This is a genomic window from Arenibacter certesii DSM 19833, assembly GCF_000429545.1.
Classification (GTDB): Bacteria; Bacteroidota; Bacteroidia; order Flavobacteriales; family Flavobacteriaceae; genus Arenibacter; species Arenibacter certesii.
The window spans coordinates 1-23,087 of sequence record NZ_AUCB01000033.1 but is presented as its reverse complement, the minus strand read 5'-3'; the positions used below and the strand labels follow the sequence as shown (position 1 = coordinate 23,087).

The window sequence follows — 23,087 nt, the reverse complement described above, 5'->3', positions numbered from 1 at the left end:
ATCCATTGCTTTAATTAGCTATACTTATTAAGAAGCTTACTCTAGCACTACTTACGTTAAGAACCATGCTGCAATTGAAAAATATATTATTACACCACAGATATCAGATAAAGAAGTAACTAAAGGTGCACTGGCGGTGGCTGGATCTAATTTTAATCTTGTAAATATAAAGGGTAATAAGAGGCCTATCAAGCTACCTATCATTACTGTTAAAATCATAGAGAGCGCAACTACGATTATTATTTCTGGAGCTCGGAAGCTTGCGATCGCGGCTACCCCTACAGCCATAGTAATTCCCAAGAGAAATGAGACAATAAATTCCTTTCCTACAAGCTTATGCCAATCGCTTAATTTTACGCCGCCTACCGCTAAATATCGAATCATTAGGGTAGCAGACTGTGAACCAGCATTTCCACCACTATCGATTAGTAGGGGTAAAAAGAACACTAAGGGAACAAAGGATTGGATAACGTCTTCAAAACCGGACATGGCAGCACCGGAAAAGACATTCATAAAAACGAGTACAAAAAGCCAGCCCACCCGATTTTTATATAAGTTAAAAACTTTGGCCTTAATGGGATCAGTAATAGCACCTTTTATCGATCCAAATTTATGGAAATCTTCGGTGGATTCTAATTCTTCTACGTCCATTATATCGTCAAAGGTCACGATACCTATAAGTATTTCTTCATCATTCAAAACGGGGAGGGCAGCCCTATCAGATTCTTTAAATAATTTTACAGCCTCCTCCTGATCGTCCATTGCATTTAGTGCGACAAAACGATGGTCCATAAGCTCTTCGATAAGTTGATTGGGAGCCGCTAACAGAATTTTTCTTATTCGGATATCGTCGACCATTTTACCAGCTTCATTTACAATGAAGATTACGTTTAAGGTATCCGAGTTTTGACCGTTTTTTCTGATATATTCAAAAGTTTCTGCGACGGAGAAGTTAGGTTTAACTGCTACGAACTCCGGAGTCATAAGTCGGCCAACACTGTCTTTTGGATAACTTAGGAGTTGGGTTGTAATCTCTCGCTCTTCTGGAGATAATAATCGGATTAGGCTTTGAGATACATCCGTTGGCAATTGTTTGAAAAAAGAAGTTCTATCATCCGGTTCAATATCGTTTAGAAGACTAGCAACCTTAAGCGGGTTTTCTCCCAAAAACTCGATAATATTTAGTTGGTCAGAATAAGAAAGTAACTTAAATATTCTTTTTGCCCTTTCCTTGGTGAGCAGTCTAAAAAGAATAATTTGCTCCCTTTTTGGAATATCTTGTAGGATTTGAACTACTTCATTGGCCTCTAAATCGTTAATTGAACGATTTATTAATTTCCATTCTTTATTCCTGATCATATCCAGGAAGTTTATTTTAGATTCGATCATACCGATATGGGTAAATTTTGCTTTAATATATGAGCTGTATAATTATGTGTAATCCGGACCCAAAAAAAGGTCAGACAGATTGTAATTGTGAGGTAGGCGTTTCCGCTTTAATAAATATTATCAAACTCACGGACAGCGTTAAAATTAAGCGCTTTAAATCACATCTGCAATCAACGTGACTCTTTTTAATGGAGGATTTAAGGGGGGCATTGTATTACAGAGAATATAAATTATCCCAACTATTTTGTGTACTTTAAAATATAGCTATATTGTTTAATGTGTAATACACTAACGATCACTTGATATACAGAAATCTTGGTGGTGCAATCAGTTACATATTAAATTTTGGAAAGAAGCCTTATTGTAATGGGGCATAAATGAAAGGGAATTGATTAAACGAAAATGACTATGAAGACTAAAATAACAACAGAGAAATTGCCGATAAAGATTTGGTTAGAAGAAGGAGAAATGGAGGAAGGAGCGCTGGCACAGGCCCGTAATTTGGCCAATCTCCCTTTTGCATATAAACATATTGCCATTATGCCAGACACGCACCAAGGGTACGGCATGCCTATTGGGGCCATTTTGGCTACCAAGGGAGCCATTATTCCCAATGCCGTGGGAGTAGATATTGGCTGCGGTATGTGTTCCTTACGGACCAATTTAACCAACTTGGAAACCACTGATCTTAAGAAAATAATGACCCTTATACGAAAGTCGGTTCCGGTGGGGTATAAGCGTCATAGCAGTCCCCAAGATAACTCGTGGATGCCAGAAATTAAGGGGAAACTTCCTATAGTGGAACAGGAATATGAAAACGCTCTTTATCAAATTGGAACATTGGGGGGAGGAAACCATTTCCTGGAAATTCAAAAGGGTTCTGATGGATATATTTGGATAATGATTCACTCGGGTTCCAGGAATATTGGTTTTACCGTAGCAAATCACTATAATAAATTAGCTCAGGCTAAGAATAAGGCATCGGATAATAAGGTGCCAATGGATTTGGCATACTTATCAGAAGACGATAAAGATTATGAGCTGTATTGGAATGAGATGAATTATTGTATTGACTTTGCTCTTGCTAATAGAAAACTGATGATGGAGCGTACCGAGTTGGCATTTAAGGATATTCTGCCTGAGGTGGAGTTTACGGACTTCATCAATAAGCCTCACAATTTTGCATCTATAGAAACCCATTTTGGGGAGAAAGTTATTGTACATAGAAAAGGAGCTACTAGGGCGCGAGAAGGGGAGTGGGGTATGATTCCGGGGTCTCAGGGCACTAAATCTTTCCTAGTGAAAGGGAAAGGAAATGTGCATTCTTTTGAATCCTGTTCGCATGGCGCAGGAAGGGTAATGAGTAGAGCGCAGGCGCGTAAGAAATTAGATCTTAAGAAAGAGAGCAAAGCATTAGAGAAACAGGGGATACTGCATGCTATTAGGCACCGGAACGATTTGGACGAGGCTCCTAGTTCATATAAAAATATAGAAGAGGTAATGGCAAATCAGCAGGATTTGGTAGATATACAAATAGAATTACAGCCATTGGCCGTAGTAAAGGGATAGGAGTTGTCAGGTTTAATCAGGTTTAAGGCTAATTATAACTTGTACGTATCTCTATTTTTTTCAGAATAATGTTCATAAAAAAGCCAAAATAGATGCCTCACAAAGTTGCGAGGATCTATTTTGGCTAAAAATTTGGGGAACTTTATTATAAATAATTATACTGAAGTAGGTTAATCGTCCAATAAATCTATAATGTCTTTTAATTTCTCTTTAATCTGATCAGCAATTTCATTGTTACCATCTTGGTCTTCTGGACTTATTTCGATAAGACCATCGTTATTGCCATCAACAGCTTGGGAAAGATCTACTGCACCTACACCGTAAAGAAGTTGCGTTAGGTCAAACTGAATGGTTAGATTTGTCTGACTTTCAACGATTTCAATTTTCTTTTGGGAATCTTCAAAATCAATTTCTAATTCTTCGTCAAAGTCGTGCCAAAAGCTAAATGGAACATCGTCAATGGTACCCTTAATCAATATGGATTTACCAAACATTTCGCTATTAGTATCGGTGCTTTTATCAATATCGAATTCTAACTCCTCATAGGTTCCTACAGGAACGTCAATATTGATAAAGGAGATTTCTCCACTTAAAAGATCAAGTTCAAACGGACCTTCAAGTTCTATCTCATCTTCATAGCCATAGAAGCCATCGTTATCCCATTGTTCGTTCTCATCATCGTCATAATCAAGATCGAGCTCTAATTCAAACTCTTTTAGGTTGATTAAAAAGTCGCTCAACACAATCTTAGGGCCTACTTCTTTTGCCGTTTTGGATGAGCTCCCATTTGGATTGGTAATTTTCCCTTTTGCACTGATCGCTACTTTACCTTGTTTGGTTGTGGTTGAATCATTGTCTTTTTCACAACTTACCACGGTTAGCATTCCAAGAATTCCCATCCCTGCAACTAAGATGGATTTTTTTACGTTCGAAAAAACATTTCGATTGTCTGTAGTCATTTTACTATTATTTAATTGTTTGTATTGAAACAACTACCATTGCAATAACCCTACCGTAAAAGTGAATATTTTTTAAAATTATTTATTATGTATTGATAATGAGAGAGTTAATCGGGGTTTATTTCTTCGCTAATTTTAAATCTTGCTGTAGTACGTCTTCAATTCCTAGTCTAAAAGTATTTACCAATCCACTTGGTGTTTTGCGGTGTAGTTGTGGAGGAAGTCACGGTTATTTTACTAGGCTTAGCTATTTTGTCGTACACATCTTCTTCGTACATGCTTGGTATTTGATGTTCTACCACACTTTCAATCTTATATTCAATAAAGTTAAATCCGACTTTTAGATTTATGTCATAAGTGTATAAAGTTTCGATGGTGTCATTTTCCGTATTGGAGATGGTGGCATTGCACTGTCCTTGGTAATTAAAGTCCGATGCAACATAGACCACCTCATAATAGGATCCAATTACGGCATTATTAGAATAGGAGTCTTCTAACCATGGCAATAGAGCATCATCGGTAATCATATATAGTAAACCTGAATAGGGATTACCCTGGGTACTCAATGAAATAAATCCGCCATTAACAGCTTCAATGTTCTCATCCTCTGATAGTCTATCATAATTATTATCGCACTTAGAAAACAAGGTAAAGATAGCATCAGACATAAAGTTTGCTTTTACTTCATCATTAATAGAAGTGAGATCTTTTGGGAGATTGAAATGTATTTCCCCAGAATCGGCAATAGATCCAATGGTTATAGGATGCTCCACGCCAAAGGAAAATAGTACTAGATCCATAGCCTTTAGCGGATACTTTTCTACCTTGGCCACGGATTGAGCGGTAATAAATTCAATGGACAAGAGGATTATTATAAGAAGTGATTTTTTCATGATATGTATAGTTTATAAGTTAAAAGCGTAATTTATATGTCGTACTGTGATGTAAGGGATAAACGAATGTAGCTGCAATTGATATAGCACACCCATTAAAGGTTGGAAACTCATAAAACGATTTTCACATTAAGATCTAGGGGGCATCTAATTTGGGGTTTCAGATAATAAAATGTTTTATTTATTTTCCATACTTCTATTTGGTTAGGGGATTAATGTAAAATGTTCTTCCAATATTTTACTGGGTCTTTTATCTCGGTATAGGTAGCTAGCTTTAATATATGCCTTAGGAGCAGTGTTAGCTTGGCCATAATGAATGGTATAGGATATTTCAAAGGTTCTATTGGCAATACCATCATTGTTGTAGACAATCATTTTAAATTTAGAATGCCCTTTACCGCTCTCAATGTTTTTAGGTACTTCATTCCAATGTAACCAAGGCTTCGTGTTTTCTCCGATTTTGGCGAATAGGGTAGTGGAGGTATTATTGATCTCAATCTTCGGAAAACTACCGTGGTTGTCATTGTTTATAAAATGCATTTGGCCTATCATGGTCATGGAAAAAAGTAGGAGAACTATTAGAAGGCTAATTTGCTTTTTCATACGTTTTATTTTCTGGTTCTTAATCCGATAATTGATTTTTCATGTTAGTTTAAACCACTTTATAATTGGAATAATTATGTATTATATCATGTTGTAAATTTCTGTTTCAATTCCATTTTTGGTTTTCTAAAATGACGGCATTGAAAATATTTGTGCATTTGGCATTACTATCTGCTGTTCTTCATAATAATACCTAATACTTGTAGTCCCCTCTACTATAGATTCTAATCTTTTTTGATTATCAAAAGTCATGGTAAGCCTACCATCTACAATAAAAACTGTCTTTTCTGTGCCAATACCGCCACTAATTTTCTTGGCTCTAGGTTTCTAGTCTAGATATGGTTATCTCTCCGGCGAAGGCAGCAATTTTGTGCATAACAGATCCTTTTTTTGTCTCCAAGGCCATAAAATCGATATCTATTGGTGCGTGTTTTGCCATGGCACTGAACATTTGAGTCAGTTTTGTTTTCATCCAGCCTTTACCTGGAGCGTTCATATAGATGTAGCCTTCCTCGTCTGAATAAAGTGTTGCGTTCTCTGCCGGATGGGTCATTTTAAGACCGTAGTTATCCGCATCAAAAAACATATTTATCGTCCCATCCGGTGATTTCATAACAATCCGCATATCTGAACTTCCTGTAGATACATTGATAATTTGAACCCCATAGTTTTCTTCACTTAAGTGAAAAAGCGCTTCCAGTTTTACCGTACTGTTTTTTTGCAGGTCTTTTTTTAAATTCACCCCCTTAAATGTTACTATAGTGGTTTTGTTGTTTTTGCCTGATTCTACTTCTATATTATCGTAAGGATCTGTATTGGGAAGAAAGGAAACATGGTCTAAAACCGTATTACCATCTACATTTAACGAGAAGGTCATACCTTCTGCTTCTATTTCTTGTGTAGTGTACCCCAAAAATTCTATGGTAAAACTAGCCTCTTCTGCCACTTCGTCTTCTAAGATGCCCTCAAAGGGGTAGACGACACCTTCCTGTAATTCTTTCTTTGTTTTTGAATCTAAAAAGCTAACAGGTTCTATTATATGCATGGCGTTTCCTTTGGTAGCCATTTTTAAATAGGTGTTCACTTCAATAGAATCACCTCTCTTTTCATCATTTTCATAAGTGCGTAAATTCTCTTTCAGTTGGTATGGAGTATTTTCAAAAGCTAAGGGTGCAGTTTCCCCATATTCTAACATTCGATCATACATAAAACTAAAAGCCTTTAAAGCATCTTCAGCAAAAACAGTATTATGCCAATAAAAAAGCTGGGCATTTTGTAAAATTTGATTAAATGTAATCTCTAAATCTCCTCTTTGGCCTAATTGACAGGCACTAAGAATAAAAAGCTTATTGTTTACATTTGGATAAGCACTTGCAAAAAACTCAGGTATAAAAAAGAGTTCGCCAGGTGAAAACGAAATGCCTCTAATGTTTTTATTTTTAATATAATCGATTAACTCCTGCCGATCTTCTTTTTTATAGGTTATTCCTGAGGATATATAAGAATGGCAATTACTAGTGGTTTCAACCTCGTATCCCATAAGGTTACAAATCTCTGCTCTATGTGTTCCTAAGTGCACCACATCATAGTCATTAAATGATAAATAATCTTCCAGTGTTATATTTTGTTGTGTCTTAGTTTTATTAGCCTTGTAGTTGACTCCCCCTTTATAATTTCTATTTTTGGGCAACTTCTTTAATGGTATTAAAGGGTCATCGGTCTGCCCAAACTCCCAAGCATATGGGGCAAGTACCAATGCTTTTTTATTTTGTCTGTTTTCGCCTCTATCTGCACCCACCACATTGGCCTTACTATCTTCTTTGATAGTATTAAGAATCATAAGCGGTGGGAAAGCAGTACTAGCTGTACCACCTTTAGTTAAGGAGGAAAATTCCTTGAGTTTAATTAACATAGTGGGGCCGCCTTTAAGCCTGAAACTCAATAATTCGTTTCCAACGCCTATTTCTTTAAGTCCCGGAATTTGCTGAAGCTCTTTAACCAATTCATCCACTGATTTTAGTTGAATGGTATCTAAGATGGCAAACCCTTTTAGGATGACGGAATCGGGCATTTTGGAGAAATCCTCCAAGATCTGATTGACGGCGATTGATTTTTCTTTTTTGCTTTGGTTACTCGAAAACAAAATCAACAATAGGACGAATAGAAATACGTGTCGCATAGTTTTATCGCTTAGTATGAAGTCCTATTTTGTATTTCGGACGATGTATTTGGTTTTTATTGCTTCTATATTAGAATTACAGCTTAATGAATTCTGATCTTCTATTATTAGCTCTACCTTTTTCAGTGGAATTATCATCTACGGCTTCTGATTCACCTTTTCCCATAGATTGCAGACGATCTTCACGTATTCCAAACTCTTGAATAAGAAGTTGCTTTACCGTTGCTGCCCTATTTTCTGATAAAGTTTGGTTATAACTTTCTTCCCCTTTATTGTCGGTATGTCCAATAATTTGCAGACTAATGGAATCATCATCGCGTAGCAATTTAGCGATGTCCAATAGTATTCCGTAGGATTCTTTTTTTACGGTAGATTTGGCGGTATCAAAGTATATTCCTGTAGTACTAAATTTACCATCCTTCAGGAATAATGAACGTAGATCCTCTGTAGACTCCGCAATTTTAAAGTTGGAGACGCCTACGAAATGACCTTCTTCTGGTAACACATCCATTACCTGAATTAAAAAATACCTCCCAATGTTTGCCTGTATAATATTAGGAGAATCCACCATTTTCTCTTCATTGATCCAGATACGCAATCGTTTTTTATTTATTGCAATGGAAACATGTACTGTTTCATTTAAGTATTCCTTAATTTCTCGGTCAATACGATTGCCAATTTTGACTTCTACTTCGCCTCCAAAATTTTCAATATTTCGTACACTAAAACCGTTATGAGAAAGTAAGATTTCTAAATCGGCAATTGTTCCCGCGCTACCCATGGAATAGGATTTCTTTGTTAAGAATGCAAAATATATTTTACTGCCAGGTTTTCCTGCACCATAGCCGTTATTGGTCAAATCAAATTCTATGGTATAATTTTCAGGCAATGTGTTCTCCATGGTAGGCGTATATCCTGAACGTCTCACAAGGGAAAGCCACTTTACATCTGAGTTACTTATGTTTACAACCTCCCCAGAACCGTTGGTTTCCCACAAAGCTGGGAAGTCGCCAAGTGCATCAACTGCAAAATCGTCGTAAAATAATAGCTTATTTCCTGGTACAAAGGTGAAATCGCTATACACCCCAAAACCATTTCGTTCGGTAGGTTTCCCTGAAGTATTTTGGGGTTCATTAACTTCATTCTCTTCTTGTTTGGTAGAATTATTTCCTTTGTTTTTTTTCTTATTCCCCTTTTTACCATCTAGAATGGTATCCATTACTTTTCCTGTTTCACGGTAGACCTTTTGTTCTGACTTTCTTATTACCGCTTCTTCCGCTGCTCTTTCAACACGTTTCCCTAATCTTTTAAGAATTTGTGCGTGGCATAAACTGTTACTAAGGGAAAAGATGAGTAGAAAAATAGATATTCTTAAACCTAATTTAATTGCTTTCATTTCATACTAATTTTAGGAGATCAAAAATTGATCTGTATTTGCTGAATCTAAGATCTAGTATATGCTTGAAGAAAAGTAGGTTGTATGTAACAGAAGATAGTACTGATGTAACGCTTTTAGTCTGGGATCGTTATAATCTTAGGACATAGGAGTTTTTCCAAAGGTTTTTTTATAACATTTAATAAAATAGGAGGGCGAATTAAACCCGGTAGTATAGGCAATTTCTGCGACGGTTATCCCAGGCTTTTTTAAAAGATTTTGTGCTTGTTTTAATCGTTCTAACCGTATAAATGCAGTAGTGCTATATCCTGTTAAGGCAATAAGTTTTCTATGTAACTGCATTCTGCTCATTTCCACTAGTTGGCTAAATTTTTCTGCTGTAAAATTTGAATCCTGTAAATGGGTATTCAGAATGGTTTCAACCTTTAATAAGAATTTTTCATCGGTAGTGGTAAAGGCAATATCTTTTGGTGTAAAAACATTCTTCTTATTGTAGTGTGCTCTAAGTTTTTTTCTAGTGTTTATAATATTATCTATTCTTACTAGAAAAGTTTTTGGGTTAAATGGTTTTGTTATGAATTCTTCGGCACCACTTTGCAAACTAGCTATTTCATTTTCTGGACCTGTTTTTCCCGTTAGCATTATTATTGGGATATGAGAGGTTTTTTCATCACTCTTTAAGTGATTGCATAGTGCTATCCCATTTTTTTTAGGCATCATAAGATCTGTAATAATAAGGTCCGGAATCTTTTTAAGTGCCATATTAATACCAGTCTCGCCATCTTTTGATGTGAGTATCTTATACTTACCCTCTAAAAGGGATACCATAAAATTTAGGAGATCGGCATTGTCTTCTACTAATAAAATTAACGGCTGGTTTTTTTGTGAATCTGTGTTAATGGGTACAATCTCCTTGATCGGTGAAACAGCTCCTTCGCTAATTTCATCTTCATTAATAATATGAATCGGGACTTCTATTTTAAAGGTTATTTTTTTACGGTCATTAGCGTAGAAGGCAGTGGCAGATCCTTGTAGATGTTCTACCAATTCTTTAACCAAAGAAAGCCCAATTCCTGTTCCTTCATTCGTATGATTAGCCTGAAAAAATCTTTCAAAAAGTTTATTGGTATCTTCTTCCAATACCTTGTCTATATCGTTGGTTACGATTATTACTAAGTTATTGGTTTCTGAAACCGCTGCGGTAAAGATTATATGTCCATTGGATGAAGTGTATTTTATGGCATTGCTTAGTAGATTGCCAATAATCTTTTCTAAAATATCTGTGTCTATTAATACTAAAGGCATAGGTCCCAAGGAGTGTGAAAATACTAGCTTACGATTTTTGGCTAGGTATTCATAGGGTTCGAGTTGTGATTGGATGAAACCACTCAATTGGATTTTTTCTGGATTTAATTTTAAAGAACCTGTATCCAACTTATTCAATTCCAGCATTTGGTTGACAAGATCTAATAGCCTTTTGGTGTTTTTATCCACCAAGTTGAGGTCCTTTTTTAGACTGGGGGTTGGATTATTTTCCAGTTGTTTTTTAATTGGTCCCGTTATGAGGGTTAAGGGAGTTCTAAATTCATGGGATATATTGGAATATAACGTGGCTTTAAAATCATTGAGCTCCTTGAGCCTTTCCGTTTCCTGTCTTTCAAATTTCAGTTGCATTTTCATATTCCACCTCCACTTAAAATATCTATATATCAAGTAAATAGTAATGCATATGAATAGAATGTATATACCAATTGCGATATTAGTAAGGTACCAAGGATCATTGATAGTAAAGTTATAGGAAGCCTCCTTTTTGTTCCAAATACCGTCATAATTACTAGATTTAACCCTAAAAGTATAATCCCCTGGAGGTAGGTTGGTATATCTTGCACTATTCTCATTACCGGATTGGATCCAATCTTCATCATGACCAACGAGTTGAAATTGATATTGATTTTTAACAGGCAAAGAGAATTGTAAACTTGCAAATGAAAACGAAACTGTATTTTGTTTATAGTTAAGTTTTAAATTGGGGATAAGGGGTTTAGAGTTGTTATAAACTTCAAATTTCGTAATTACTGTTCTCGGAAGTACTTCACTAATTTCTATGTCCGATGGATTAAACCAATAATAGCCTTCCAATCCGCCAAAATATAGGTTACCATTACTTGCCTTAAAATAGGCTCCGGTATTAAATTCCGTGGCAAGTCCGTCGTAATTGGTATAATTGACAATTTTAGGTTTCGTTTCCAGATTGTCGGGCACATAAAACTGGGTGATACCTCTATTGGAGCTTAACCATAGATTATTTTGTTCATCGGGCAATATGGCATAGATCACATCATTGGCCAGTCCTTCATTAGTGGTATAATTATAAAATTTGTTGTTAACAATATCAAAGGCACTTAGCCCACTACCGTTAGTGCCAATCCATAAGATACCCTTATCGTTATAATACAAAGATTTTATCTGATTGCTGGCGAGAGAGTATTTGTTATTAGCATCATGAGTGTAGGTTGTTGTAGTGTTGGTTTTTAAGTCTATTCTACAAATTCCGTTGTCTTGTGTGCCTACCCATAGAAATTGACCAGCTTCCTTTACAATTGCCCTAATATTGTTGGAAGGAAGTCCATTATTAGAGTTACTTTTTTCAAATCTTTTTATAACCCCTTGCTTTTTATTGACTTTAAAGAGTCCGGCCTCTCGTGTCCCTATCCATTTATCTATATAAGTATCATTAAGTATGCACCAAACGGTAATATCTTCTAGACTTTTTAGGGTTGGATAATTAATAATCTGCTCATTTACATCCATGATATGTAGTCCGCCCTCCTGCGTTCCAATCCAAAGTTCCCCGTCATTATCACTGAGCAGGCTCATTATTCTATTGGATCTAAGTCCTTGTTTATTATCTGTCTGATAGGTTGTCCATTTATTTTTTTTTGGTGAATACCTAGATAGTCCTTTTCCGCTTGTTCCAATCCAGACATTATTTTGGGCATCTAGGGCTATAGATCTTACGACATCTATATTTATATTCTCTGGAGTTTGAAAATTGATTACGGAGTTGAATTTTTCCAATTGGGCGTCGTAATAGTTTATCCCTGCACCGTCTGTTCCAAACCATAGTGTTCCGGTATAGTCTTCATATATACTTAATATATCTTTATACTGAATGGCTTTTGGATTATGTTTTTCGGGTAGGTATTGATTTAATTGACTCTGTGCAATGTCAATTTTAAAAAGCCCATCCCCATAGGTGCCTATCCATAATTGGTCGTTAGAATCCAGTAGCATGGTTATCACATATATAGAATTGAGGCTGTTGTTAACATCATCAATAAAGATATCAGGTCTTTTAAATTGGGTTTCTTCCGGCTCCTTATACCAAATTCCACCCCCAAAGGTCCCAATCCACTGATTGTTTTCATGATCAAAAAGAATAAAGCTATAATTGGTCTTAGAATTATTTTGCCCATCAGGGTAATAGTAGTGTAACTTTTCTGGTTGTGAAGGGTCTAATTTTAAAATATACTTCTCACAGCTAAGCCATAGATTGCCTACTTTGTCCTGGGTTATGGCGTTAATAGCACTAACCAGATCAGGAGTTAGTATTTGTTCCATCTTTTTGGTGATGAAGGAGCGTCTATAGAGGCCAGTAGTATAGCTCCCGAACCAAAGATTTTTTTGCTGGTCTTCAAAAATGGTACTGGCATCTACTATCCCTATAATCGGTTCAAATTTGTTATTGGATTTGTTTAATTTATGCGGGATTTGCGATATGGGGATAGTCCACAACTCCTCCTGACTATCTACAAACACCTTTCCTAATTTACTATAGGTAGTATTGGTAATATCCTTAAAGTAGAGGTTGTATTTTGTAAAGCTTCTTCCATCATATTTATTCAATCCATCTTGGGTAGCAATCCATAAGAACCCTGCTTGATCTTGAGTAATAGAAATGGCAGAGTTTTGGGATAATCCATCCTTAACAGATAATTGACGGAATGAAACTTGTTTTTGGGAATGGGCTGATAGGCAACAAAAAAGAAGTAGGTAGTTTGCAAAAACTTTGAGGTGATTTGTAATCATCTGATGACTTCTTTATTTACGAATTTGAATGTCCTGCAGCATAGAAGATATTAATTTATGAAGAAAAAGTCATATAAATCTATATGTCGAAGTAAAAAATGTTATTGGGTAAATTACTATGGTAGAAAAATAATGGTGGTGAAAGGGGTTGTTGTAAATTATTGAGTCACAAAGGATTTGAATTGTATTTGTTTGATGAAATAATGCCTATTTCCTTATAACGGATAAGGGTTTAATGGTCAATTAAAATTAACATTAAATGGCTTGGTATTTTTTTCGCAAATAAATTTGCGCAATAACTAATGTTAATTGTATATTTGCAGCCGCTAAAGATGACTATTTATCCATAGCGAATGGTGGCATAGCTCAGCTGGATAGAGCACCTGCCTTCTAAGCAGGCGGTCGAAGGTTCGAATCCTTCTGCCATCACCACCGGAAACCCTCAGTAAACACTGGGGTTTTCGTCATTTTAGGACTTTCCGTAAAAAAGCAAAACTTCCAAATTGTGCATAGTTTGTGCATAGTTTTTGAGTTTTAACAATTTATTCTGTCAATTAAGCTGTTTTTAGTACAAATAGGGCCAGTGAATTCGATTTGGGATAAATTTTTTTCTTAGAAGTGGTGGATCAAGGATCAAGTCAGAAAGTTGTGGCATTAAGGTTCTTCTTAAATCCAATGTATTTCAGAGCTCTGGTATTGGGTGGGTTTTGCAACTATTGGAGAGCCACTTTATTAAAATAAAGGCTTATATTAGTTGTTGATAAAATTGATGGACATGTATAATTATACTCATGTCCTTACTTTACCACCAATTTCAAAAATGAATAAGGAAGAAACTAAAGTCGACGAGTTTAAGGAAATGAATTTCTGCCCAACTTGTAACTCAGTAGTTGAGACCGTAATAGTTTACTCATATGCTTCCGACGAAACTGTTACTGAAGATTTGTCTGGATATGTTACGGAAGTTTTATTGAGCAAGTGCTTAAAATGCCAGAATCCATTCTTAAAAGAAAAAAATTACCGAATCGTTGAAGGAGATGATTTTCTTACAAACGAATTACAGCTGTTTCCAAATACAGAAAACAGAGCAATTAAAAGTTGTCCTGAAATTGTATATAATCCATATAAAGAAGCCTTAAAATGTTATCGTGCGCATGCTTATGACGCTTGCGTAATAATGTGTCGGAAAGGTATAGAAGCAATCTGTATTGATAAGGGAGAAATAAAGGGTAATCTAGCAAACAAATTGAAAAATCTAAACACTAAAGGAATTTTAGAGAATACTCTTTATAATTGGGCTAATGAATTGAGATTAATTGGAAACAACGGAGCACATTCACATGACCAAATTGTCAATCAACAAGATGCGAAAGAAGCTATTGACTTTTTTGATGCGTTTATAACCTACTTGTATCACTTGGTTTATCAATATGAAGAACTAATTAAGAGAAGGGAAATATAAATACTGGTGGTAACAAAATCAAAACGTAATGAGAAGTTTATGGCTAAATCGAATGGTCTTGTATATTTAAAAAGTTGCTATATCATATGTATTTAGCTTTGGAGTAAAAAACTAAATAAAAACACATATGAAAAAAATGGATACATATCATAAACAAAAAGAAATAATTAATCCGAAGAATTAATAGAAAAATTATCTTCATATAAAAGTAGAGTTTTTGACTCCTAATAAATATTTAGATAATATAAAATTCATAAGCAATGTTTGAACTTGGAAAACTTTACATCCCAACTTTATTAGATTTTAATCCTAACACACAAAAAATTACTTTTAAAATTCCTGAAGTTTATTCCCGGGAATACATTGAAAACATTGAACACTCCTTACAAATACATATGAGAGGTTCTGACGTTTTTATAATTTATTATGGAGAAGATGATTCCAATTTATCTACTACACTAGACCTTGAAGTTCCGCACATTGCTTATGGTAATTTAGATTCTGAAAGTTTCGGAAAAATTCAGGAAAGAGCTTTACACGTCTTAAGAAATCATATTATTGATTCTCAAAGAGAGTTATTGAATCTTTTCAATGATAAGAACGGGTAAATCACTACGGCTAAAATACTCTAATATGTTAAGAATACCCAAATGGAGATGAATGCGCATAAATCTCTGGTTGAGTGTCGACAAAACTACCTTCTATTAAAAGTATTTGAAGTATGACAATCATTATAATACCATCCAGTGGTCACATCTTTTTTGGCTGGAGCTGTAAGCGTAATTTAGAAGACATGACCATTATTTGGGTATACTTATGGAACTCGGGAACCTATGACAAGATTCAAAGCAAAATGAATAATTTCATAAATTGGAAACAGAATAGCGATGGTTGGCACAGGGACGGATTATCCCTTAGTAGTGATGAAGCTCCTCTAATGAGAGTGGAGAAAAGGGAGTATCTAATTTGATGTACAGCCTGCCAATTTGAAAAAAGGTTGAGTTATTTTTGTATATTACAGTAGAAGAGCCATATGATTGGATACTATCATGAATGGTTCCGTGAGAGTGGAAGGTGGAAACTTCCTTCTAAAATATAATAGAATACTCTTGTTTTATAAGGGTCAAACCATAAAATCGATAAATTAAATATGATTTGGAATAACATATCAGGCGAAAACCTTATGGAATTTTGTCACAGAAATATAAGTTCATATCAAAATAATTACAACCTTCTGAATAACAATTTTATAAATAGAAATAAAATTAAAAATATCAGGAAAAAATCTGACTTAATTACTTCGTCGATTATAAATTACTTCTCATTAAATGCAGAATTAGAATTGGAAGATTTATACTTTACATTAAAAAAAAGTAATTCTGACTTTTGGGATAAATTGTTCTTTCATTGCGTTGCATTAGCTACAACAGAGATTTTATTAGAACCTGGTGATTTTGATATTGACAAATCTACAACACGTGCAATAGCAATATTCACAAAAGAACTTAAAGATTTTGGGAAATTCAATGACCCTGAACTAGTTTCATTGAAATTTGACCTTATTAAAGAAAAAATAAAAATGAATTTAATTACAATTCCTACTCTATTTGAAAAATAAAAATACTAGTATCCAGCCAGTCGATAGGACAGGGCTAAATATCTTGTTGACGGTATCGGTTTCTTTTGGGAAAGCCTTCTTCTTAATGTTTGTTACGGAGTCTTATTTCCGCAGACTTGCCTTGGGTTTGTGTTGATTTTTGAAGTACAACTTTTTTGTTACTTCAACCTAATTTTTTTATCAGTTTGGTGGACTGTTCGGAGAGAGCGTTTTGGTGATATGGAGAGATTACAAAGCGAAAAAAGAAGTAACATGTATTCATACGAAGGTTATAGAAAATTTCAAAACCGCTATATTAAAGGGTTAAAATATATTAGTCAACAAACCTTCTATCCCTTTGTTTCGATAATTAAGCAACCTAAAGGTAAGCTACAAGCGACATCTGAAAGTTTTGAGGCATTTTATAATAAGAAAGGCAAATTAATACATATCGTTAACCTTCATCCACGATCATTATACAAATATTCATATGATAAGCAGAATAGACTTACTAAAATCCTTGAAATAAACAAAGAAACTAATTCTTTATCGAGGGAAAATAATGTGATTTATAAAGACAAAAATAATTTCGTAGAACACATTCGAGAGTTTATTAATACAACATATGAAAGAACCAGGCAAATACATCACATATATGAAAAAGGTATTCGATGTGTTGAACAAAAATTTGTCACAATAGATGAGTGGTACCTTCATCAAACATTACGGTACGATAATATAATTAAAGAAATTCGTGATACCAGTAGAGAATATCAAGAAGTGTATATATCTGAATTAAATAAAAACAATCAAGTTATTAAAAGTTTTAATTTCGATCTAGAATATAACGAGGATGGTGAAGTGAAAGAGACTGAAGACAAATTTAATCCATCTAATTATTGTTTATATACATATAATGGTGGTGGTTTAATAAAATCTGAATCGAATATCTCAAATGAACCTTGGACCAGGAATTATGAATATCAATACAATAAATTTGGCCATTGGATTCAACAAATAACTTGTATAGATAATTCTTTGCAATTTCTTTGTGAAAGGAAACTTTTATATTTTTAAATTGAACTTGACATTGCCAAGCTAATGGGAGGAGGGACCCGTTCGTTCAAAAGCGATTTATATGAATTACTATGTACAGTTCCTAAACAAAAAAGGTCTAAAATTCCGCATATGACCGTAATCCTGCACTGTGAAAATTAATACTGGTATAACCATTAAGATCTAGTACTTTTTTCAAGGAAATACATTATTGTGAAAAAATCTTTCACTCATCTTTATAAGAGTATACTTGTTAAGATTTTCATCAGATGATAATGTGACGGATAATATTTTGACTATTACTATATATAATCCAAGATATTATAGTGACCAGTTAGGAGATTTCCTAGAATAATAACGAAAGAGCTGATATAATAATATAGAACTACTTCAGTGAATGAATACTTAAATATTCAATGTGAAAATAAACAACAAAGGGACTGAGAATTATTGTAGTGCTGTTTAGACACACACACACACACACACACACTGGTGGTTTTTATGAAATAACTCTTATATTAGTTACTGAGAATATAGAGATAGTGTAGTTTGTTGCTAAATCCTAACCTTGGAATTAAATATGGGTAAATGTAGATTATGTTTAAAGGAAAAGAAACTGATTAAGGCACACATCATCCCTGAATTTATGTATAACAAAATTAAGGATGAAAACAACATCTTTTATGCAATGAGTTATAATTTAGATACGGACATAAGTCGTTCTAAAAAAATCCAAACAGGCGAATTTGACAAGAACATACTTTGCGAAGATTGTGATAATCGAATAATAGGTGCTAATTATGAAAAATACGCGCAAAAATCAATGTACGGAAGGGATCTTGACCCAGAAATTGCACCAATTTGCAGAAACTATCAGAATCCCAATGACGGAGCTGAGTATTCAATTTGCAAAAATATTGATTATGGTAAAATGAAATTATTTCTTCTTTCTATATTATGGAGAGCTTCAATTACCGACCGAAAAATTTTCATGGATGTAGATTTAGGTGAAAAACACGAAGAAACATTAAGGAAATTAATATATGAAAACATAATACCAAAAGAATCGGAATATCCGATTATGATAACTTCTTTTCTACGGACGGAAAATAGCTGGAAAAACCTAATCGGACAACCGAAACGGGTAAGATTTCAGAACGGATTAAATGGATACGTTTTTTTATTGGACAGTTTTCAATTTATGTTTTATGTAAACTCATCTCATCATAAATTACCTGAATACTTGACCAGAACAATGCTAAAAGAAAATGGAGAAATGACAGTTTTGCATTTGCCGAACGGGAAAGAATTAGATTTTTTAAAATCTATATTGAAAAAATAACTGAAACTAATTGAACAGGTGTCTCCTCCGTGTATAAAACGGTTAGGGCCATTCAAATACAAACGTATTCATCCGAATATTAAATGGATAAATACCAGGTAGTACAAAGTTTTAAGATCAAAACTTTAAACAACTCGGTAGAGGCCAGTAAAAAAGGTCTAAAAAGGAGGGTTTAAGAATTTGCTATTACATTAATTGAGGTTTGGGGAAATATAAGATCTATGCGGGAAATTATTTACATATTACTAATCTCAATCATAATAACAGGTTGTGATAGATATAAAGTCAAGGATTTTGCCGACTTGGAATATATTCCAGTTTTACCGGATGAAATTTTACTCGTTGTGGATGAGGATTCTTACCAAGAATTTCCAACAATTCTAAAGTTTTCAACCGATAAAATTATAATTTCACGTTTCCAAAATTCAGAGGAGTATGATACAGGATATGAAAATGACACATTAAATATTTTGAGCAAATCGTTTGTTGAAGACGGAAAAGTTCAATTAACAAGATTTAAAACGAATTTGAACACTTTAACTCTTTGTGGAAATAATAAAAGCGATAATATATATTACATTGAGGGATTAGATCCTCTAAGAAAACTCACATTAATTGGGATTGGTGAAAATATTCTAAACCAAATTGTTAATCTTAAAAAAGAAACCAGCGAATAGTGCTCTACCTTTAAATAGAAGCAGACAATGAATTAGTAGATAAAATAAAGAATTACTTCCAGGTGAGTATTTCGGTTCGTTTTGTGCCAGTGTTATCGGTCGGTTTTGGGACTCTCCGAAATAGCTAAGCTGATCTTTTCCACCTCCCTTCCTATAGTTCTTTATTTGAAAGGTTACGGTTTGGTTCGTTTTGTCCAATTGCTTGATCTGGTAAAGGTAATCGCGTGCTGATCCCGCACTGAGCGTACGAGCCGAACCGTTGGCTGAAAAATTCTGCAATTCAAAAAATGATAACTCAAATTGATAATTTTGTATCTTTGATTAAAAGCTAAATAAAATGGATTTACAAACGAGAAAATTAGCACTTATTCAAGAATTTTTAAAAATTCAAAGTGAAGAGGTTATTTCACGTTTAGAAAAAATCTTGAAGAAAGAAAACCAACAATCTGGACACGAAGATCTTAAACCAATGACAATTGAGGAATTTAATTCTCGGATCGACCAATCTATGGAAGATTCAAAAAATGGGCGACTAATTGAAGCGAGTGAATTAAAGGCCAAAATTGATAAATGGAGTTAAAATTATTTTGGACTGATTTTTCTCAAAAAGAACTCGAAAAAATTTATAGGTACTATCGTGAAAAAGCAGGAACCCGAATTGCAAAAAATCTCGTTAACGGAATTTACAATGAGACTTTAAAGCTAATAAAACAACCGAAAATCGGACAACTCGAAGAGCTTCTAAAGGATAGAGAACAAGAATTCAGATATTTAGTCTATAAAAATTATAAAGTCATTTATTGGATAAACATTAAAGAAAACCGAATTGAAATAAATGACGTTTTTGATACGCGACAAAACCCAATAAAAATAGAACGGACGAAATAAAGTCAGTTGCCAACTCCGATTACCGTTGCCCAAGCTCAAATTTTACGAAATAGCATCCATATAAGCCGTTTTTAGCAAGGGTAAATTTAGGCTGACTTATGGTAGACTTTCTTTTTGGTCCATAATATTTCGATCGTATTGATCTTTCCCATGCCCCTAAACTGGATCAAGTGTAGGTTTTCCTAAAAGTCAGATGGTTTAATATTCATAAAGTTCCACAAACCTTGAAGTAAATTTCAAAAAATTGACATATAATAATGTACTTGGTGCTCCTAGCAAATCACAAAATCTGCGTTTTCTCCACCTTCAAATCACCAATTTCCTCGTTTTCAATTGTTAATAACTCTATTTTCTCCTAAAAACAAGAATTTGAACAATATAGCATTTGGTATCATTTGATGTTTTGTGATATCAAATAAAATTAGATGAAAATTCCTTTACTATCATTTGGTGTAATATGACACATCATACTATGAGCCAACTGGTTGTGGATAACTATTGGTGTTTCTCATGGCTTTCACCCAATCAATTCTTTACTTTTATTTTAACAAACCTATAGAAGGTAAACAAAAGCGCTTTTGTTCATTTCTTAATCTTAAAAGAGAAACAAATGGACACTATTTTAATTTTTGATCGCTTAGATCGTTTGGAAAAACTGTTAACTGCCCATAAAGAGGTGTTAACTTTTGAGGAAACCTGTGACTATACTGGAATATCGAGAAGCTATCTTTACAAACTGACTTCTTCCGGGACTATTCCCCACTCCAAGCCCAACGGGAAAATGATTTTCTTTGAAAAAAGGAAACTGAACAATTGGCTCCTACAGAACAGTAGAAAATCCAAGGCCGAAATTGAGAACGAGGCTCTGAGGCATACTTTCAAAAATAGACGGCCATGATTGTCGGTGACCATCGGGGGCAGCTTTACAAGGTAGAGGATGCCAAGAAAAAGACGATCTACGATTATACCATTGAATACTTGGAAGGGAAGTACGATATTATGTACAATGAGATATCCCATGATTTCCAGATATCGTTCAAGAAACGAGCTCAATGGTCCTATCTGAACCTCAATTCCCTCATTATTGAACTTGCCAAAGCTGGTGTCGATATCAGTACTGGGAAACTAGAAATCCTGATCCGGTCAGAACTCATCCCCAAATACAATCCTATAAAAGCCTACTTTAAATCCCTTCCCAAATGGGATGGAGAAGATTATATTCAAAAACTGGCGTCCTACGTTCCCACCTATGATGATGAGGCTTTTCTTTACCATTTAAAAAAATGGTTGGTCCGTGCCATAAAATGTGCCCTAGAACCGGGCTACTTCAACAAACAAGCTTTGATCATAAGCCATAAGGGACAGAGCTCGGGGAAATCTACCTGGTGCCGCTTTATCTGTCCCCCAGAACTCGCTGATTATATGGCGGAGGACATCAGTAATGATAAGGATGCTAGGATCCAGTTGTGCCGGAACTTCCTCTACAACTTGGACGAATTGGCCGTGCTGACCAAAAAAGACGTGAATGCCCTGAAAGCCTTCTTTTCCAAGACCTTCATTAACGAACGCCTGCCCTATGACCGAAAAAATACTACCCTACCCAGGATCTGTTCGTTTTTGGGTTCTACCAATATGTCGTCCTTTCTAAATGATGAGACTGGATCTGTACGCTGGTTATGCTTTGAACTAATGGATAAAATTGATTTCTCCTACTCCAAGGAAGTGAAAATAAAGAACGTCTGGGTCCAGGCCTACCACCTCGCTTACTCTGACCCAAACTTCAACCCGGAACTCACGCTAACGGATATTAAGGAGAACGAGATACGTAATAAAAAATACACCAAATTGACCACCGAGGAAGAGTTGATTTCCAAATACTATAAAAAATCAAATGATATGAACGATTTCGTGACCGCCTCGGATGTATTGGTGAAGTTAAGCGGCTTAAATGTAAGGCTGAGCCAAGTAAATCTAGGACGCGCCTTATCGGGGTTCAACTTCCAACGGGTGAAACATCCCGAACGTCAGGTTTATGGATATCTGGCCAAATCTGTGTTTTCCAAAGGTCCTTGGGAATTAGAACTGTAGAAAAAGTGCAATTCTACTTACCTAGTTACCTAACAGGCCATGACCGCCCTAACTGCGGGAGCTTCCTTAGGTAAGATGTATTAACCCCAAGTTACCTAGGTATTACCTATCCTACCTATTAGGTAAGATAGGTAAGATGAAAAAACAACCTACCCTAGCTCTCATCCCCTATGAACAGGGACTTAGGTAAGAAGGTAAGAGAAAACGAAAAAAAAGAATTAACTGATGAAAAAAGAAAGAACCATTAAGCTGACGTGTGAAAGAGCCCGAGCTTTTCCCATCGAAAAAGCGCTGGCAAAACTCGGGCACTTTCCTACCAAAGAATCTGATAAAGAAGCTTGGTTCCTGAGTCCGTTCCGCTCAGAAACCCAAGCCTCTTTTAAAGTCTCCAAGAAACTGAACCGGTGGTACGACCACGGCATAGGGAAAGGGGGAAATGTAATTGATCTTATTTGCCTGGTCAACAAAACATCGGTAAGGGAAACATTGGAATGGCTACAAAACGGTCAAAACTCTTTTTCTTTTCAGCAGCCACTTTTTAAAGAAGATAAACAGGATAAGATCGAGATTAAGTATGTTAAGGAACTGAGCCATTTTGCGCTAGGGGAATATGTAATGAAAAGAGGGATCTCCATATTAACCGCCAGAAAACTGTGCAAGGAAGTCCATTATAGGTTTAAGGACAAGATGTATTTCGCCCTAGGCTTAGCGAACAGCTCCGGAGGTTGGGAATTGCGGAACAAATACTATAAGAATTCCAGCTCCCCAAAAGACGTCACTCACCTCCAGAACGGAAACAGTAGGCTGATCGTTACCGAGGGCATGTTCGATATGATGAGCCTGATGGAGTGGGACCAAAAACTAATGGAAGCGAATGATCTTTTGATATTAAACTCCTTG

20 protein-coding genes and 1 tRNA gene are annotated in these 23,087 nt (G+C 35.1%); 14 read left to right on the top strand and 7 right to left on the bottom strand.

Translation table 11 applies throughout. The features are described 5' to 3' along the window. Window positions 1–51: 51 nt before the first annotated feature. Window positions 52–1,359 carry a magnesium transporter gene (gene mgtE, locus G466_RS0114840; RefSeq protein WP_229797231.1) on the bottom strand — a complete coding sequence of 436 codons (1,308 nt, stop codon included), beginning with the start codon at window positions 1,357–1,359 and terminating at the stop codon, window positions 52–54. A gap of 438 nt (window positions 1,360–1,797) precedes the next feature. Between mgtE and G466_RS0114835 the strand changes: the two genes are divergently transcribed. Then, window positions 1,798–2,958 carry an RtcB family protein gene (locus G466_RS0114835; RefSeq protein WP_026814372.1) on the top strand — a complete coding sequence of 387 codons (1,161 nt, stop codon included), beginning with the start codon at window positions 1,798–1,800 and terminating at the stop codon, window positions 2,956–2,958. Window positions 2,959–3,128: 170 nt separating this feature from the next. On the opposite strand, the gene G466_RS22175 is transcribed toward G466_RS0114835, so the two are convergent. From G466_RS22175 to G466_RS22165, 6 genes are all read right to left on the bottom strand, one after another. Beyond that, on the bottom strand, window positions 3,129–3,917 hold the full coding sequence (locus tag G466_RS22175; protein ID WP_051315695.1) for a hypothetical protein: 789 nt from the start codon (window positions 3,915–3,917) through the stop codon (window positions 3,129–3,131). A 170-nt stretch (window positions 3,918–4,087) separates the two neighbouring features. Continuing rightward, window positions 4,088–4,810 carry a hypothetical protein gene (locus G466_RS0114825; protein WP_026814371.1) on the bottom strand — a complete coding sequence of 241 codons (723 nt, stop codon included), beginning with the start codon at window positions 4,808–4,810 and terminating at the stop codon, window positions 4,088–4,090. 204 nt (window positions 4,811–5,014) lie between these two features. Further along, window positions 5,015–5,413 carry a hypothetical protein gene (locus tag G466_RS0114820; protein WP_034235824.1) on the bottom strand — a complete coding sequence of 133 codons (399 nt, stop codon included), beginning with the start codon at window positions 5,411–5,413 and terminating at the stop codon, window positions 5,015–5,017. A gap of 319 nt (window positions 5,414–5,732) precedes the next feature. Continuing rightward, on the bottom strand, window positions 5,733–7,592 hold the full coding sequence (locus G466_RS0114815; protein WP_157373912.1) for a hypothetical protein: 1,860 nt from the start codon (window positions 7,590–7,592) through the stop codon (window positions 5,733–5,735). Window positions 7,593–7,668: 76 nt separating this feature from the next. Next, on the bottom strand, window positions 7,669–8,988 hold the full coding sequence (locus tag G466_RS22170; RefSeq protein WP_051315694.1) for an OmpA family protein: 1,320 nt from the start codon (window positions 8,986–8,988) through the stop codon (window positions 7,669–7,671). A 138-nt stretch (window positions 8,989–9,126) separates the two neighbouring features. Then, window positions 9,127–13,077 carry a hybrid sensor histidine kinase/response regulator transcription factor gene (locus G466_RS22165; RefSeq protein ID WP_034235818.1) on the bottom strand — a complete coding sequence of 1,317 codons (3,951 nt, stop codon included), beginning with the start codon at window positions 13,075–13,077 and terminating at the stop codon, window positions 9,127–9,129. 355 nt (window positions 13,078–13,432) lie between these two features. Between G466_RS22165 and G466_RS0114800 the strand changes: the two genes are divergently transcribed. The 13 genes from G466_RS0114800 to G466_RS0114740 form a co-directional block, all read left to right on the top strand. Then, window positions 13,433–13,509: transfer RNA gene (locus G466_RS0114800), tRNA-Arg, on the top strand. A gap of 343 nt (window positions 13,510–13,852) precedes the next feature. After that, window positions 13,853–14,539, top strand: a complete 687-nt coding sequence (locus G466_RS0114795) for a DUF4145 domain-containing protein (protein ID WP_205622039.1) — start codon at window positions 13,853–13,855, stop codon at window positions 14,537–14,539. A gap of 260 nt (window positions 14,540–14,799) precedes the next feature. Beyond that, window positions 14,800–15,147, top strand: coding sequence for a hypothetical protein (locus G466_RS0114790; RefSeq protein ID WP_026814367.1), 348 nt, complete (start codon window positions 14,800–14,802; stop codon window positions 15,145–15,147). 113 nt (window positions 15,148–15,260) lie between these two features. Further along, window positions 15,261–15,509 (top strand): hypothetical protein, encoded by a 249-nt coding sequence (locus tag G466_RS0114785; protein ID WP_026814366.1) that lies wholly within the window; start codon window positions 15,261–15,263, stop codon window positions 15,507–15,509. A gap of 180 nt (window positions 15,510–15,689) precedes the next feature. Then, a complete protein-coding gene (locus G466_RS0114780) occupies window positions 15,690–16,157 on the top strand; it encodes a hypothetical protein (RefSeq protein WP_026814365.1) in 468 nt (155 codons plus the stop codon). Between the two features lie 252 nt (window positions 16,158–16,409). Next, on the top strand, window positions 16,410–17,213 hold the full coding sequence (locus G466_RS0114775; RefSeq protein ID WP_157373910.1) for a hypothetical protein: 804 nt from the start codon (window positions 16,410–16,412) through the stop codon (window positions 17,211–17,213). A 547-nt stretch (window positions 17,214–17,760) separates the two neighbouring features. After that, entirely contained in the window at window positions 17,761–18,534 is a 774-nt protein-coding gene (locus tag G466_RS0114770; protein ID WP_157373908.1) for a hypothetical protein, read from the top strand. 221 nt (window positions 18,535–18,755) lie between these two features. After that, on the top strand, window positions 18,756–19,211 hold the full coding sequence (locus tag G466_RS0114765) for a hypothetical protein (protein WP_026814362.1): 456 nt from the start codon (window positions 18,756–18,758) through the stop codon (window positions 19,209–19,211). Between the two features lie 337 nt (window positions 19,212–19,548). Continuing rightward, entirely contained in the window at window positions 19,549–19,791 is a 243-nt protein-coding gene (locus tag G466_RS0114760) for a hypothetical protein (protein WP_026814361.1), read from the top strand. After that, window positions 19,782–20,099: a type II toxin-antitoxin system RelE/ParE family toxin gene (locus G466_RS0114755; protein WP_026814360.1), complete on the top strand. Its 318-nt coding sequence runs from the start codon at window positions 19,782–19,784 to the stop codon at window positions 20,097–20,099. Before G466_RS0114760 ends, G466_RS0114755 begins: the two co-directional genes overlap by 10 nt. A 610-nt stretch (window positions 20,100–20,709) precedes the next feature. Further along, window positions 20,710–20,997: a helix-turn-helix transcriptional regulator gene (locus G466_RS0114750; RefSeq protein WP_026814359.1), complete on the top strand. Its 288-nt coding sequence runs from the start codon at window positions 20,710–20,712 to the stop codon at window positions 20,995–20,997. Then, complete coding sequence (locus G466_RS0114745; protein WP_026814358.1) at window positions 20,994–22,187, top strand: VapE domain-containing protein; 1,194 nt, start codon at window positions 20,994–20,996, stop codon at window positions 22,185–22,187. Before G466_RS0114750 ends, G466_RS0114745 begins: the two co-directional genes overlap by 4 nt. Window positions 22,188–22,412: 225 nt before the next feature. After that, a partial coding sequence (locus G466_RS0114740; protein WP_034235816.1) for a CHC2 zinc finger domain-containing protein occupies window positions 22,413–23,087 on the top strand: 675 nt, incomplete at its 3' end.